A 14191-nucleotide genomic window follows, 5' to 3' on the forward strand; every position below is an offset into this window, starting at 1 on the left:
TGGCATGGACCAGTTCAGCCACCCGTTCATCACCATCGCAGGGGCCCGCGAGAACAACCTCAAGGAGGTGGACCTGCGCATCCCGAAGGGCCGTCTCACGGTCTTCACCGGGGTCTCCGGGTCCGGAAAGTCGTCGGTCGTCTTCGACACGATCGCGGTCGAGTCGCAGCGCCAGCTGAACGAGACCTTCACCTGGTTCGTCCGCAACCGGCTGCCCAAGTACGAGCGGCCGCACGCGGACACCATCGAGGACCTCTCGCCCGCGATCGTCGTCGACCAGCGGCCGATCGGCGGCCATTCCCGCTCGACGGTGGGCACGATGACGGACATCTACTCCGTGATCCGCGTGCTGTTCTCCCGGCACGGCACACCGAGTGCGGGCGGGGCGAACGCGTACTCGTTCAACGACCCGGCGGGCATGTGCCCCGCCTGCGACGGGCTTGGGCGCAGCGTGCGGCCCGACTACGACCGCATCATCGACCCCGCCAAGTCCCTGGCGGACGGCGCGATCCGCTTCCCGCCGTTCGCCGTGGGGACCTGGCAGGGCCAGACGTACACCAACACCACCGACCTCGACACGCACAAGCCCGTCGGCGAATTCACCGCCGCCGAACGGGAGTTCCTGCTGCGCGGCGGCCGCGGCAGGAAGAAGGTCAACGTCAACAACACCGGCGGCGCACGGGACATCGACTACGAGGGCCTCGCCGACCGCTTCGAGCGGCTCTACCTCAACCGCGACCTGTCGACGCTCGCCCAGAAGACCCGCGACCTGGTACAGGGCTTCCTGCGCGAGGGCGCCTGCCCCGCCTGCCACGGGGCCCGGCTCAACGAGGCGGCGCTCGCCACCCGCATCCAAGGGCTGAGCATCACCGACTGCACCCGCATGGAGGTGACCGACCTCATCGCCGCGCTCGGCAGGATCGAGGACCCGGTGGCGGGCCCGATCGCCGGTGCCGCGGTGGCGGCCCTGGAGCGGATCGAGGCGATCGGCCTCGGCTATCTCAGCCTGGACCGCGAGACGTCCACGCTGTCGGGCGGCGAGGGGCAGCGCCTGAAGATGGTGCGCCACCTCGGCTCCAGCCTGACCGGCATGACGTACATCTTCGACGAGCCCAGCGTCGGACTGCACCCGCGCGACGTGGGCCGCCTGAACGATCTGCTGCTGCGGCTGCGCGACAAGGGCAACACCGTGCTCGTGGTCGAGCACGACCCGGACGTGATCGCGATCGCCGATCATGTCGTCGACATGGGTCCGGCCGGGGGCACGGACGGCGGTCTCGTCGTCTTCGAGGGCACCCCGGACGAGCTGCGCGGCGCGGACACGCTCACCGGCCGCCATCTGCGCCGCGCCACGGACGTCAAGGCGCGTCCGCGCGAGGCCACCGGCGGCCACTGGGTCCGGGACGCCGATCTGCACAACCTCAGGAACGTGAGCGTACGGGTGCCGACCGGGGTGCTCACCGCGGTGACCGGCGTCGCGGGATCGGGCAAGAGCACGCTGGTGTCGGGGGCCTTCGTCGCGGCGCACCCCGACGCCGTGGTCGTCGACCAGTCGGCGATCGGCATCTCGGGCCGTTCGACCCCGGCGACGTACCTCGGGATCATGGACACCGTGCGCAGGCTGTTCGCGCGCGAGACGGGCGAGCGGGCGAGCCTGTTCAGCTTCAACTCGCAGGGGGCGTGCGAGCGTTGCCAGGGGCGCGGGATCATCTACAGCGACCTCGCGTTCATGGATCCGGTGACCACGACGTGCGAGGCGTGCGAGGGGCGGCGCTTCAAGGACGAGGTGCTGCGGCTCACCGTCGGCGGCCACTCGATCGTCGACGTCCTGGGGATGACCGCCGCACGGGCCCTGGACTTCTTCGACCGGCTCGGCGACGGCTTCGACGACAAGGGCGTACGCCGCCGCCTGGGCGCCCTGCGGGACGTGGGTCTGACCTACCTCACGCTCGGGCAGCCGCTGAGCACGCTCTCCGGCGGTGAGCGCCAACGCATCAAGCTGGCCACGCAGTTGCACCGCACGGGCACGACGTACGTCCTCGACGAGCCGACCACCGGACTGCACATGGCGGACGTCGACGGCCTGCTCGCGATGCTCGACCGGCTCGTCGACGCGGGCAACACGGTGGTCGTCGTCGAACACAACCTCGACGTGGTCAAGCACGCGGACTGGGTGATCGACCTGGGACCCGACGGCGGCAAGCACGGCGGGCAGATCGTGTTCGAGGGAACCCCGGCACAACTCCTGCACGCCGAGGGCTCGTTCACCGCGGAACATCTGCGGGGCACTCTGGGCCAGGAGCGGGCGCGCGCTGCATGATGTTCGGCACTGCCACGCCACGTAGGGAGTCACAGCCGTGCCCAGCAAGAAGGCCCTGATCCGTCGCCCGGGACCGCGCATCGCCGAGGGCCTGGTCAGCGCGGGACCGCGCCCGCACATCGATCCCGCCCTCGCGACGCGCCAGTGGGAGGCGTACGTCGAGACGCTTGCAGCCCACGGCTGGCAGACCTTCGAGGTGGAACCGGCCGACGACTGCCCCGACGCGGTGTTCGTGGAGGACGCGGTGACCGTCTTCCGCAACGTCGCGCTGATAGCCCGGCCCGGCGCCGCGTCCCGGCGGGGCGAGACGCCGGGCGTCGAGGAGGCGGTGGCGCGGCTCGGCGCCTCCGTGAACTGGGTGTGGGAGCCGGGCACGCTGGACGGCGGCGACGTCCTGAAGGTCGGCCGGACGGTCTACGTGGGGCGGGGCGGCAGGACCAACGCGGACGGGGTGCGGCAGCTGCGGGCCGCCTTCGGGCCGCTGGGCGCGCGCGTCGTCGCCGTGCCCGTGACCAAGGCCCTGCATCTGAAGTCCACGGTGACGGCGCTGCCCGACGGGACGGTCATCGGCTACGAGCCGCTGGTCGACCACCCCTCGCTCTTCCCGCGCTTCCTGCCCGTACCGGAGGAGTCGGGCGCGCACGTGGTGCTGCTCGGCGGCGGAAAGCTCCTCATGGCGGCGAGCGCGCCGAAGAGCGCCGACCTCCTTGCCGACGTCGGGTTCGACCCGGTTCTGGTGGACATCGGCGAGTTCGAGAAGCTCGATGGATGTGTGACGTGCCTCTCAGTCCGGCTCCGTGACCTGTACGCCTGACCAGCAATGAGGCCTTTGTTGCGGCAGAGGCGGATGGGGCCCTGGCTCACAACCCCTTTACGGAGGGTTTAACCTACGGCAACGTAACCTACGACACCGTAGGTAGTGCACCGCTCGCACTGCTCGTAAGAACTCCCGTCCCCCTCTGGAGCCCCCGTGACGATCACCTCTCCCCACCTCGGCAGCAGCGCGGACAGCTGGACCGACGCCCGGCTGCTCTATGCGCTGGAGGAAGTGGTCGAGCAGGAGCTCAATCGCCACCTCAAGGTGGCCAAGGACTGGATGCCCCACGAGTACGTCCCGTTCTCCGACGCCCGCAACTTCCCGGGCCTCTTCGAGGACGGCGAGGCATGGGAGAAGGGCCAGTCCCCGGTCACCGACATCGGGCGCATCGCCCTGGTCGTCAACCTGCTGACCGAGGACAACCTCCCCAGTTACCACCACGAGATCGCCTCCCTCTTCGGCCGCGACGGCGCCTGGGGCACCTGGGTGCACCGCTGGACGGCCGAGGAGGGCCGGCACGGCATCGTGATGCGCGACTACCTCCTCGCCTCGCGCGCCGTCGACCCGGACCAGCTGGAGCAGTTCCGGATGGCGCACATGAGCGAGGGCTTCGAGTCGGACAACCGCCACTCGATGCTGCACTCGGTCGCGTACGTCGCCTTCCAGGAGCTGGCCACGCGCATCTCGCACCGCAACACCGGCCACCAGTCGGGCGATCCGGTCTGCGACCGCATGCTGGCGCGCATCGCCACCGACGAGAACCTCCACATGGTCTTCTACCGGAACCTGCTCAAGGCCGCCTTCGAGCTCGCGCCCGACCTCACGATGCAGGCCGTGCGCGACGTGGTCGTCAACTTCCGCATGCCCGGCCACGGCATGCCCGGCTTCGAGCGGGCCGCCGCGCAGATGGCCATCGGCGAGGTCTACAACCTGCGCATCCACCACGACGACGTGCTGCAGCCCGTGCTGCGCTTCCTGAAGGTCCTGGAGATCGACGGGCTCGGCCCCGAGGGCCTCAAGGCGCAGGAGGAGCTGGGCTTCTTCATGGGCGGGCTCGACGCGGAGGCCTCGAAGTTCGACGAGAAGCTGGCCGCGCGCAAGGCGCGGATGGCGGCGCGGGGGGCCTGACGGCCCGCGGCCGGGCGGGACGCCGCCCGGCCGGTGCGGGCTCAGTGGGCGAAGACCGTGCTCGCCAGGATCACATGGACCGCGGTGCCGCCGAGGATGCTCAACAGCGCGTTGCGGCGCCACAGATGGAGTCCGACGGTGACGGCGAGGGCCGCCACGGGGGCCAGGGCGCGCGGTTGCGTGAGCGGCAGGTCGCGCAGGCAGTAGACGATGAGGATCAGCATGACGCCCGCGGGCATGCGGGTGCTGAGGTACTGGACGGTGCCGCTCTCGCGCAGCGGGGCGAGGGCCGCGAAGGGCAGGGCGCGCAGCGCCCAGGTGACGGCCGCGGCGACGAGGACCGCGGCGACCGCATAACGGGCGTCAGGCATGGCTCGGCGTCCTCCGGGTGGCCAGGTGCCGGGCCAGCAGCCCGAGGGTGAACAGGGCGAAGGCGGCCAGGAGCAGCTCGCCGGGGAAGAAGAGCCGGGCGAACAGGGCGCTGAACAGAGCGAGCAGAGGCGTGGGCAGATCGCCGCGCAGATCCCTGACGGCGTCGACGGCGAGCACGGTGAACAGGGCGGTCAGCGCGAAGTCCAGGCCCGTGACGCTGTCGGGGATGAGCGAGCCGAGCAGCGCTCCGGCGACCGATCCGGCCACCCAGTACAGATGCAGCAGGAGTTGGAGTCCGATGACGCGCCGCCCCGGCCAGGAGCGGGCCTGCTCCCCCGAGGTCAGGGCGAACGCCTCGTCGCTGAGCGCGAAGGTGCCGTACGCCTTGCCGATCGGTCCTTCGACGCGGTGCAGCGGATAGGACAGTGCGTAGAACACGTGCCGGACGTTCACCATGAAGGCGGTCGCGGCGATCGACGCCAGCGGGGCGACGGCGGAGACCATGCCGATGAGCAGGAACTCGAACGAGCCCGCGTAGACGAGCGCGGCGGACAGGCCCGCCCACCACCAGTCGAGGCCGGACTGGGTGACGAGCGCCCCGAAGGCGAGACCGAGCGGAAGGAACGCGAGCCCGACGGACGCGGTGTCCGCGAGCGCGGTCCGCAGTCCTGAGAGGGGCCGGGCGGGAGCAGGGGTGTCGGCGGTGTCGGCGACGACGGGTGGAGCTATTCGCATGCCGACATTTTATGGAGATCCACACCTAATTTGGTTGCGGATAATGGCTCTATGATGACCCCGTGAGCAATACAATTCGCCTCGATGCCCTTGATCACGAAATTTTGTTTCATCTGCGGCAGGACGGCCGTTTGACCAACGTCGAGCTGGCCAAACGCGTCGGCCTGACCGCGCCGCCCTGTCTACGCCGGGTCAAGCGCCTGGAGGAGGCCGGTGTCATCGCCGGCTATCACGCCGTCATCGACACCGCGGCGCTGGGCCGTGGCCTCGAAGTCCTCATCGACGTCGAGGTCAGCGCCAACGACCGGGACACGTACCTCGAGTTCGAGGAGGTCGTGGCCTCGTACGAGGAAGTCATAGAGGTACGGCGCATGTTCGGCCGCCCCGACTACTTCATCCGGGTCGCGGTCGCCGATCACGCCGCCTACGAGGCGTTCCTCACCGGCAAGCTCACCGGTCTCCCCTGCGTCCTGCGCGTCGACTCCCATCTGACGATGAAGACGGTGAAGCCCGGCCCCTGACCCGCGGGCCCGATTCCCTGCGCCGGGCCCGATTCCCACCCCCGGGGACCCGATTTACGAATGCCCCCCGCGGTGCAACTGTGGGCGAGGGGGTGAACCCATGGCGCAGACCCACGAGTGGATGTTCTACGAGGTCATGTGGCGCAGCTGGGCGGGCAGGGCGCAGGTGCCCTATCCCGTTCCGTGGTGGACGCAACAGGCCTTCCGGCGCTGGAGCGACGACTTCGACTCCGGCACGTACGAATCGAAGGAGGCCGCCCTGGCCTCCAACGCCCTGTACCGCTACTGGCACATGGTGGGTGTGAAGGACCACCGCCAGGAGTCCCTGATCGGTCAGGCCGGCGAGATCGAACCGGTCTACGACAAGTACTGCCTGTCCTTCTTCCTCTACGACCCGGCGACGGGCGCCCTGCACCTGCCGCAGCTCATCGAGGGCGGCACGGTCGGGCAGCGCATGGAGGCGCCGCATCTGCCGGTGGTCCTCACCGACTTCCGCACGGCGGACGGCGTCGAGTTCGTGCAGCGGACGTTCGCCACGGCGATCGGCGCACGGCAGCGGGACCTCGTGGTGACCCGCCTCACCGTGGGCACGGCGTCCGGGCAGCCGCGCGAGGGCTGGCTGTGCGCGGCGATCATGCCCGCGGGCCCGAGCGGCTTCCAGCGGCACGACCGCAACGGACGGCAGATCACCGACCGGAGGCTGACGTTCCTGCGACATCTGCCCGAGGAGAACCGGGTGGAGACGAACAGCGGATGGGGCCCGGTGTTCGACACGGCTCCCGAGCAGTACGGCGTGTACGGCAATCCGGACTTCTCCTACGACCCGGACCGCTATCTGGCCCACAGCCCGTTCCACGACCTGGTCATGGGCGGCAAGCTCAACGGCGCGCTCCAGGCGCAGGACCAGGTCGCCGGGCTCTGCAGCGCGGCATTCGTCTGGCCGTTCCGGGTCGTCGACGACGAGATGTTCGAGCTGGACGTACGACTGCCCGTCGATCTGTACAACGGCGCGGCCGATCTGGCCGAGATCAGGGCCACACCGGCCACCGAACTGGAGGAGAACAACCGCGCGTACTGGACGTCCAAGCTGCTCGGCCAAGGGCTGCAGCCCGAACTTCCGCGCCCGGTCGCCCACTTGACGGACCTGTTCCGCGAGGCGCGCTCGCAGCTGCTGATCCTGTCCGACCACGGCGAGATCCATCCGGGCCCGACCGTCTACGACTCGTTCTGGATCCGCGATTCGTCCGTCGAGGCCACCGCCTGCTCGCTGGTGGGTGATGTGGCGCTCGCCGAACGGCAGTTGGGCACGCACTATCCGCTGAAGTTCAACCGGGGCACGGGCCGGATCGGGCCCTGTGCCGAGTACGGCTTCTACGGCGGACCGCACGAGCGCGACGACCGCGAGTGGGACAGCAACGGCCAGGCGCTCTGGGCGATCGGCCGGCTCGACCGCACGAAGGGCAGGGCCGCCGCGTTCGGCACGAAGCTGTACCAGCCGTACGTCGTCGACGGCGCCCGGTGGCTGCGGGACAACCGTGACGCCTACGGGCTCCTGCACAGCGGCTGGAGCGCGGAGCACCTGGGCGAGCGCGACAAGCCGCACTACTGGGACGACCTGTGGGCCGTCGCGGGGCTCTACGAGGCGGCCCGGCTCGCGGAGCGCATCGGCTCGCCGGACGTGCCCGAACTCTGGGCGGCCTACGACGACATGGTGCGCGCCACGGCCGCATCGGTGCGCTGGGTCCTCGCGGAGCAGCGCGGGCGCGGCGCCTGGGAGACCTACATCCCGACCGGGCCCGCGGACGTGGGGCGCCTGGACTCGACGATGATCGGCGCCGCCGCGTTCTTCCATCCGCTGCGGCTGCACATGGGCAGCAAGCTCGGCCCCGACATCGACCGGGCGGCGCGCTTCACGCTGGACACCATGTACGCGCACTTCGTGTCGGGCGGCTATCGGCACGAGGCCGCGTGGAACGCCTACGGTCCCTATCTGACCACGCAGTTGGCGCACGCCTATCTGCTGGCGGGCGATCCGGTGCGGATGGACGCGCTCCTCGGCTGGATCGTCGGGGCGTCCTTCCCGCGTACGCAGGAGCGGGCGGTGGCGCTCGGTGCGTGGAACGAACAGCACGCCTTCACCCTGGCCTCCGACTTCCGTGAAGTGCCCTCCCGCCACTGGTACATGGGGGACATTCCGCACGGCTGGGCGGCGGCGGAGTATCTGCTGCTGATCCGCGACATCCTGCTCTTCGAGGCGGACGAGGACCGTGATCCTCATCTGTACATCGCGCCGGGGGTGCGCCCGCACTGGGTGCCGGACGGCGACACGGTGGCGGTGGACGCCGCGCCCACGCTGTTCGGCGAGCCCTTCGGCTATCGGCTCACCCACGACGCGGGCGAGCGGACGGTGGCGGTGGAGGTCACGCAGGCGCCGGAACGGGTGCGGTATGTGTACCCGTGCCGGTTCGGACGGGTGCTTGCCGCGTCGGCGGACGGACGCGAGCTGCCGGTCTCCGGCGACGACGTCCAGGTCCCCGCGGGGACACGGCACTTCACCGTGACGTACGCCTGAGCGGCCGCCGACGGCGACGTGCGGGGCGGCGGGTGCCGCTCCGCACGTGCCGCTACAGGCCGTGCCGCTACAGGCCGGACTGGCGTCTGAGGGCGAACCGCTCCTTCTCGGAGAGGCCGCCCCAGACGCCGAAGCGCTCGTCGTTGGCGAGGGCGTACTCCAGGCAGGCCGGGCGCATTTCGCACATCCGGCAGATGAACTTCGCCTCGCGCACCGAGCTGCCGGGCTCGGGGAAGAAGAAGTCCGCTCCTGTCTGTGCGCACAGCGCCTGCTCCTGCCAGGCCAGTTCGGGCTCGGCGGTCATGTCGATCTGCATGCCGCCGATGGTGCCCTGCCGCGCGAAACAATCGATCAACGAACGATCAACGACCTTCCGGTCCGCGTTTCGCCCCCGGCCCCCGGGCTCCCGGCCCCGATGAGGGTTGCCCCCATGACGGCCGCTTGAAACCGCCGGACCCGAACTCTACGCACCCATCCGCTCACCGGGAGCCGGGCGCCGGCTGCAACACGGCGAACCGGGCCCCCGCGGGGTCGGCCAGCTTGGCGAAGCGGCCCACGCCCTCCATGGAGACCGGCTCCATCCGCACCTCGCCGCCGGAATCCCGGGCCTTGGCGACCGTGCCGTCGCAGTCGTCCACCTGGAAGTACGGCAGCCAGTACGCACCCGATTCGGCGGGGTCGCGGTCGAGCGGCACCACGCCGCCGAACATGTCGTCCGGGGTGCCGTCGGCGGGGTGCACCATCGTGTACGAACCACCGGGGAAGGTCGTCTCGGTGGTCTGCCAGCCGAACACGGAGCCGTAGAACGCGGTGGCCGCGGCGACGTCCGGGGTGTACAGCTCGGTCCAGACCAGACCGCCCGGTTCGTTCAGGATGTCGAGGCCCTTGAGCTGCCCCTGCTGCCACACCGAGAACGGCACGCCCGCGGAGTCGGTGAGGCCCGCCATGCGGCCGAGGTCCAGGATGTCCACGGGCTCGAAGTGCGTGCCGCCGCCTGCCTGCTCGACCGACTTCACCGTGGCGTCCACCTCCGGCGTGCGGAAATAGATCGTCCAGGACGGTGGGGCCTGGTCCGCCGGGACGGCCATCGCGCCCGCGGCGGTCCTGCCGGACAGCCGGAACTGGCTGTAGCCGCCCACGTCCGCGCCGCCCTGCTCCAGCTCCCAGCCGAAGAGCTCGCGGTAGAAGGCACTGACGCTGCCGAGGTCGGGGGCGCACATGTCCACCCAGACCGGAGCGCCGGTCACGAAACGGGTATTGAGCATGATCGACTCCTTTGTCGCATCTCTTCCGTCCTCCCTGAGTCTGGCACCCGGCACTGACAACGCGCCTGTCGTCCCGGTATCTGCCGCCCCGGTTTACCCCGCCTACCGCGGAGGTTTACGGCCCGGTTACCCCACCGGGTGGACGTGCGGGGCGCCCGCCGTCCGTACCTTCTGGTCCCACCGGCGAACCCGCCGGGGCCGGCAGCCGACCACTGCCGACCGTCACTCCAGGCAAGGGGGAACAAGCAATGCGTACGCGTACACGTCTCATTCCGCTGGCCCTCAGCGCCGCACTCCTCGGCGGCGCGACGGCCGCCGCTTCGACCGCGTCGGCCGGTGCCGTCACGGGCAAGGCGGGGGGCACCACCGCCGCAGCGGCCGAGCCCGTGTCGGTCTACTCCTTCACGCCCGGCGAGAAGGCGGGCAACCGCAAGCAGCCCACCCTCCTGAAGACCGCACAGGACGCCGAGGGCAAGTCCGCGGCGGCACCGGAGAAGTGCCCGATCGAGGCCTACGGGCACAAGGGCTGGACTTTCTGCGACACCCCCGGGTTCGCCTACAACTGGGGCGGCGGCAACATCGAGTACTTCGTCGTCGGCACCAACTACGCCGTCTACCACATCTGGAAGGGCGCGAGCGACTGGAAGAGCCTGGGCGGCAAGGTCAGTTCGACCAGGATCGGTGTGTGGGACGCGCAGGACGTCGTGGGCCAGGTCGGCGCCGCGGTGTACGGCACCGACAACCGCTGCTGGTGGCGGCCGCGGGGCAACGGCAGCTGGCCCGGCACCTGGCGCCGCTGCTGATCCCGATCCCGCCCGGCGGCTGTCCGTGAGCCGCCGAGGCGCGTCGAGCCCCCGCCCGGTCCGGGCGGGGGCTCGCTGCTGTCCACGCGCCCGCCCGTCGTCATTTCATGAACGCGGAAGATTTATGAGAGCGCTCTCAGCCACATCCCTTGACGCCTCGCACGCCCCGCCGCAACAGTGGTGCACCACCCCCACACCCCCCACCGCGCAGGAGACCTTCCGTGATATCGCGTCGAACGTTCCTGACCGCCACCGCCGGTGCCGCAGGCACCCTCAGCTATCCCGTCTGGGGGAGCGCTCTCAGCCCCAGTGCCCGGGCGGGCGGCACGGCCGCGCCCGCCACCTGCGAACTCGCCCTGCAGAACACGTCGTTGCCCGGGCAGGTCCGCGCCTACGTCACCGGGCACGAACAGGGCACGGACCGCTGGGTGCTCCTCAAGCCCGACGGCGGCGTCTACCGCCCCGAATCCCCATCGGCGCCGCAGACCCCGCTGCCCGTCGACTGCGCCATCCCGCTCGGCGCCGCGGGTTCGGCGCCCAAGGTGCTGACCCTGCCTCAGATGTACGGCGCCCGCGTCTACTTCGTGCGCGACGACAAGCTCGACTTCTTCCTGAACCCGGGCCCCTCCCTGGTCGAGCCCGCCTTCGCGACCCGCGAGGACCCCAACTACGGGCGCACCTGGTCGTTCTGCGAGTTCACCTTCAACCCGCAGCAGCTGTACGCCAACATCAGCTACGTCGACCTCGTGACCGCGCTGCCCATCGGCCTGACCCTGGAGGGCGACGCCACGCACACCGTCGCCCCGCTCCCCGACGGCGCCGTCGACCGGATCGCGTCGGACCTCGCGGCGCAGGCGGGCAAGGACGGCCAGCCGTGGGACCAGCTGGTCATCCGCGGTGACGGCGGCGGCGTGCTCCGGGTGATCTCGCCGCAGAACCTCATGGCCCCGTACTTCGACCGGCCCGACCAGATGCCCTTCCGCGACATGTGGAACGGGTACATCGACCAGGCGTGGGAGAAGTACCGCACCACCGATCTGAAGATCGACCTCCAGGGCGGCAGGGGCGTGTTCACCGGTCGCGTCAGCGGCGACGTCCTGACGTTCAACGGCGGCCACTCCTTCGCCAAGCCCACCTCGAAGGACATCTTCACCTGCAACCACGGGCCGTTCGCCAACAACCCGGGCGACCCCGACGACAAGAAGGGCCTGCTGGCCAGGCTCGCCGCCGGGTTCAACCGGAGCATCATGCTCACCCACCCCGAGCAGCCGAACGGCGCGACGTCCGCCGACTACTACCGCGACCCGGTGACCAACCACTGGTCACGGGTGGTGCACGCCAACTCCCCCATCGGGTACGCCTTCCCGTACGACGACGTGCGTCCCGACGGCCAGCCGGACGTGTCGGGCGCGGCACACGACGGGAACCCGCGCAGGTTCACGGTGAGCGTGGGCTCCTGACCGCCGGGGCCCCGGCCACTACGCCGAGGCCCTGCGCACCAGGGACGTCGGCAGGACCACGCTCGTCGGCATGGCGGCGGGCCCCTCGCCCCGCCCCCTGAGCAGCATCCGCGCCATCAACCGGCCCATCTCCTCGATGTCCTGACGCACCGTCGTCAGCGGCGGATCGACCTGCTCGGCCACCGGCAGCATGTCGTCGAAGCCGACCACCGCCACATCGTCCGGCACCCTCCTGCCGTACTCCGCCAGCACCCTGAGGGCGCCGGACGCCGACAGGTCGTTGGCCGCGAAGACGGCGTCCACGTCCGGGCAGGCATCGAGGATCCGGCGCATCGCGCGCTCGCCGCCCGCGGGCGTGAAGTCGCCCTCGGCGATCAGCCGGGGGTCCGCGTCGAGCAGCACGTCGCGGAATCCGTCGAGCCGGTCGACCGCCGACGTCTGGTCGAGCGGCCCGGTGATGTGCGCGACGCGGCCCCGGCCGAGGCCGACCAGATGGCGCACGGCCTCGCGGGCCCCGCCACGGTTGTCGCAGTCGACGTACGGGGCGCCGGGCGCGCCGGAGCCGGGGTCCGACCAGCCGGGGCGCCCGCCGAACACGGTGGGCACCCCGGCGCGCCGGATGATGCCGGGCAGCGGGTCGTCCAGGTGCAGCGAGAAGACCAGCGCGCCGTCGACGTGACCGCCCGCGAGATAGCGGCCGACCCGCTCGTGATCGTCGCGCCCCTCGGTGAGCAGCAGCACGAGCTGCACGTCGTGCGCCGTCAACTCCTTGCTGATGCCACGCAGTTGCAGCGCGAAGAACGGGTCGGCGAAGACCCGGGTCTCCGGTTCCGCGATCACCACGGCGACCGCGTCGTGGCGCCGCGTGACGAGACTGCGGGCGGCGCGGTTGGGGACGTAGCCGAGTTCCTCGACCGCGTGCCTGACCTTCACGGCGAGCGCCTCGCGCACCCCCGCGTCGCCGTTGACGACGCGTGAGACGGTGGCCCTGGACACCCCGGCCCGGGCGGCCACCGCCTCCAGGGTGGGGCGCGGTACGGCGCTCGGCTCCTCGGTCACCTTGGGTCTCTCCTTCCGGGCGGACGCGGGACGACGCCCATCGGCGGCCGCCGTCAGGAGTCATCCTCCCGCATGGGCCAGCGCGGGAAGCACCGTCTCCGCCACCCGGTGGGCCTCCTCCAGGAGCGGGTTGCCGGAGAGGATGAACGTGTCGACGCCCAGCGCCTCGTACTCCTTGAGGCGCTCCACGACCTGGGAGGCCGAACCGACGACGGCCGTGCCGGGCCCCGGCCGGAACAGGCTCATGCCGGGCCACAGGTTGGGATGCGTCTCCAACTCCCGTGCCCGCGCCGGGACCCTGCCGCCGTGCTGGCGGAACTGCCGCTGCCAGCCGACACCGTCCTCGCCCGCGCGGTCGCCGAGCTGACGGGCGTAGGTCGCCTCGCTGGTGACGTCGAGGAGCCGGTCGGCGGCGGCCCACGCCGCGTCCTCCGTGTCCCGCACGATCAGGTGCAGGCGCAGCCCGATGCGCAGCGACCGGCCGTGCGCGGCGGCGCGCTCGCGGACCCGGTCCAGCTTCTCCTTGAGCAGGTGCGGGGGTTCGCCCCAGGTCAGATAGACGTCGACGTGTTCCGCCGCCATCTCGATGCCGGGCGCCGACGAACCGCCGAACCAGAGGGGCACGTGCGGCTCCTGGACCGGCCGCAGTTCGCGGAAGGAGGCACCCGCGTCCTTCAGATCGTAGAAGCGGCCCTTGTGGTCGAAGATCTCACCGGCCGTCAGGCGCTTGACGATCGACCAGTACTCGGCGCTCAGCGCGTAGCGCTCGTCGTGCTCCACGTGAAGTCCGTACTCCTGAAGGGACTTGGTGGAGCCGTTGACGACGTTGAAGCGGAGCCTGCCGCCGAAGAGGGTGTCGAAGCTCAGCGCCATCTTGGCGAGCAGGGTGGGCGAGATCAGGCCCGGGTGGACGGCGAGCAGCGGCTTGAAGCGGGTGGACGTCGAGGCGGCGAGGGCGCTGCCGAGCGGCCACACGTCGTACAGGTCGGTGGCGAGCAGTGCGCCGGAGAAGCCGAGGCTCTCCACGGCGCCCGCGAGCCGCTGGAGGTAGCCGAGGTCGACGGGCCTGCGGCCCGCGGGCTCCCAGGGGTAGGCGCCTTCGCGCGGAATGATGTACCAGAGGACTTCCGATGCCATGC

The 14191-nt window shown here is 70.8% G+C and carries 13 protein-coding genes; 7 read left to right on the plus strand and 6 right to left on the minus strand.

The genetic code is table 11. The features are described 5' to 3' along the window. The first annotated feature begins 4 nt into the window (after positions 1-4). From ACFWZ2_RS00635 to ACFWZ2_RS00645, 3 genes are all read left to right on the plus strand, one after another. Positions 5-2320 (plus strand): ATP-binding cassette domain-containing protein, encoded by a 2316-nt coding sequence (locus ACFWZ2_RS00635; protein WP_384539625.1) that lies wholly within the window; start codon positions 5-7, stop codon positions 2318-2320. A gap of 37 nt (positions 2321-2357) precedes the next feature. Further along, positions 2358-3134 (plus strand): dimethylargininase, encoded by a 777-nt coding sequence (gene ddaH, locus ACFWZ2_RS00640; RefSeq protein ID WP_384539629.1) that lies wholly within the window; start codon positions 2358-2360, stop codon positions 3132-3134. A gap of 156 nt (positions 3135-3290) precedes the next feature. Further along, the gene (locus tag ACFWZ2_RS00645) at positions 3291-4265 is read left to right on the plus strand and encodes an acyl-ACP desaturase (protein WP_384539632.1); all 975 of its coding nucleotides are present in this window, start codon (positions 3291-3293) and stop codon (positions 4263-4265) included. 41 nt (positions 4266-4306) lie between these two features. On the opposite strand, the gene ACFWZ2_RS00650 is transcribed toward ACFWZ2_RS00645, so the two are convergent. Together ACFWZ2_RS00650 and ACFWZ2_RS00655 are read right to left on the minus strand one after the other, a co-directional pair. Further along, complete coding sequence (locus tag ACFWZ2_RS00650) at positions 4307-4636, minus strand: branched-chain amino acid transporter permease (RefSeq protein ID WP_384539635.1); 330 nt, start codon at positions 4634-4636, stop codon at positions 4307-4309. Beyond that, positions 4629-5372 carry an AzlC family ABC transporter permease gene (locus tag ACFWZ2_RS00655; RefSeq protein ID WP_384539638.1) on the minus strand — a complete coding sequence of 248 codons (744 nt, stop codon included), beginning with the start codon at positions 5370-5372 and terminating at the stop codon, positions 4629-4631. The genes ACFWZ2_RS00650 and ACFWZ2_RS00655 overlap by 8 nt, the downstream gene beginning before the upstream one ends. A 62-nt stretch (positions 5373-5434) precedes the next feature. On the opposite strand from ACFWZ2_RS00655, the gene ACFWZ2_RS00660 reads away from it, so the two are divergent. Together ACFWZ2_RS00660 and ACFWZ2_RS00665 are read left to right on the plus strand one after the other, a co-directional pair. Then, a complete protein-coding gene (locus ACFWZ2_RS00660) occupies positions 5435-5893 on the plus strand; it encodes an Lrp/AsnC family transcriptional regulator (RefSeq protein ID WP_384539641.1) in 459 nt (152 codons plus the stop codon). A 100-nt stretch (positions 5894-5993) separates the two neighbouring features. After that, a complete protein-coding gene (locus ACFWZ2_RS00665; protein ID WP_384539644.1) occupies positions 5994-8465 on the plus strand; it encodes a hypothetical protein in 2472 nt (823 codons plus the stop codon). A gap of 67 nt (positions 8466-8532) precedes the next feature. Here ACFWZ2_RS00665 and ACFWZ2_RS00670 read toward each other — a convergent pair whose 3' ends face one another. Together ACFWZ2_RS00670 and ACFWZ2_RS00675 are read right to left on the minus strand one after the other, a co-directional pair. Then, positions 8533-8781, minus strand: coding sequence for a WhiB family transcriptional regulator (locus ACFWZ2_RS00670; protein ID WP_384539647.1), 249 nt, complete (start codon positions 8779-8781; stop codon positions 8533-8535). A 163-nt stretch (positions 8782-8944) separates the two neighbouring features. Beyond that, positions 8945-9730 carry a VOC family protein gene (locus ACFWZ2_RS00675; RefSeq protein WP_384539649.1) on the minus strand — a complete coding sequence of 262 codons (786 nt, stop codon included), beginning with the start codon at positions 9728-9730 and terminating at the stop codon, positions 8945-8947. 248 nt (positions 9731-9978) lie between these two features. On the opposite strand from ACFWZ2_RS00675, the gene ACFWZ2_RS00680 reads away from it, so the two are divergent. Continuing rightward, entirely contained in the window at positions 9979-10533 is a 555-nt protein-coding gene (locus ACFWZ2_RS00680; protein ID WP_384539651.1) for a hypothetical protein, read from the plus strand. Between the two features lie 221 nt (positions 10534-10754). Next, positions 10755-11993 (plus strand): glycoside hydrolase family 64 protein, encoded by a 1239-nt coding sequence (locus ACFWZ2_RS00685; RefSeq protein WP_384539654.1) that lies wholly within the window; start codon positions 10755-10757, stop codon positions 11991-11993. 18 nt (positions 11994-12011) lie between these two features. Here the strand turns inward: ACFWZ2_RS00685 and ACFWZ2_RS00690 are convergent, their stop codons facing one another. Continuing rightward, positions 12012-13052: a LacI family DNA-binding transcriptional regulator gene (locus tag ACFWZ2_RS00690; protein WP_384539657.1), complete on the minus strand. Its 1041-nt coding sequence runs from the start codon at positions 13050-13052 to the stop codon at positions 12012-12014. 60 nt (positions 13053-13112) lie between these two features. Further along, positions 13113-14189 (minus strand): LLM class flavin-dependent oxidoreductase, encoded by a 1077-nt coding sequence (locus tag ACFWZ2_RS00695; RefSeq protein WP_384539660.1) that lies wholly within the window; start codon positions 14187-14189, stop codon positions 13113-13115. Positions 14190-14191: the final 2 nt, after the last annotated feature.

The organism is Streptomyces sp. NPDC059002 (assembly GCF_042740435.1).
Classification (GTDB): Bacteria; Actinomycetota; Actinomycetes; order Streptomycetales; family Streptomycetaceae; genus Streptomyces.

What these genes read in the sequence shown, in the direction of transcription:
- ACFWZ2_RS00635 (WP_384539625.1), top strand. Translation starts at nt 5, where the DNA reads ATGGACCAGTTCAGCCACCCGTTCATCACCATCGCAGGGGCCCGCGAG.
- ACFWZ2_RS00650 (WP_384539635.1), bottom strand. Translation starts at nt 4,636, where the DNA reads ATGCCTGACGCCCGTTATGCGGTCGCCGCGGTCCTCGTCGCCGCGGCC.
- ACFWZ2_RS00655 (WP_384539638.1), bottom strand. Translation starts at nt 5,372, where the DNA reads ATGCGAATAGCTCCACCCGTCGTCGCCGACACCGCCGACACCCCTGCT.
- ACFWZ2_RS00665 (WP_384539644.1), top strand. Translation starts at nt 5,994, where the DNA reads ATGGCGCAGACCCACGAGTGGATGTTCTACGAGGTCATGTGGCGCAGC.
- ACFWZ2_RS00670 (WP_384539647.1), bottom strand. Translation starts at nt 8,781, where the DNA reads ATGCAGATCGACATGACCGCCGAGCCCGAACTGGCCTGGCAGGAGCAG.
- ACFWZ2_RS00675 (WP_384539649.1), bottom strand. Translation starts at nt 9,730, where the DNA reads ATGCTCAATACCCGTTTCGTGACCGGCGCTCCGGTCTGGGTGGACATG.
- ACFWZ2_RS00680 (WP_384539651.1), top strand. Translation starts at nt 9,979, where the DNA reads ATGCGTACGCGTACACGTCTCATTCCGCTGGCCCTCAGCGCCGCACTC.
- ACFWZ2_RS00695 (WP_384539660.1), bottom strand. Translation starts at nt 14,189, where the DNA reads ATGGCATCGGAAGTCCTCTGGTACATCATTCCGCGCGAAGGCGCCTAC.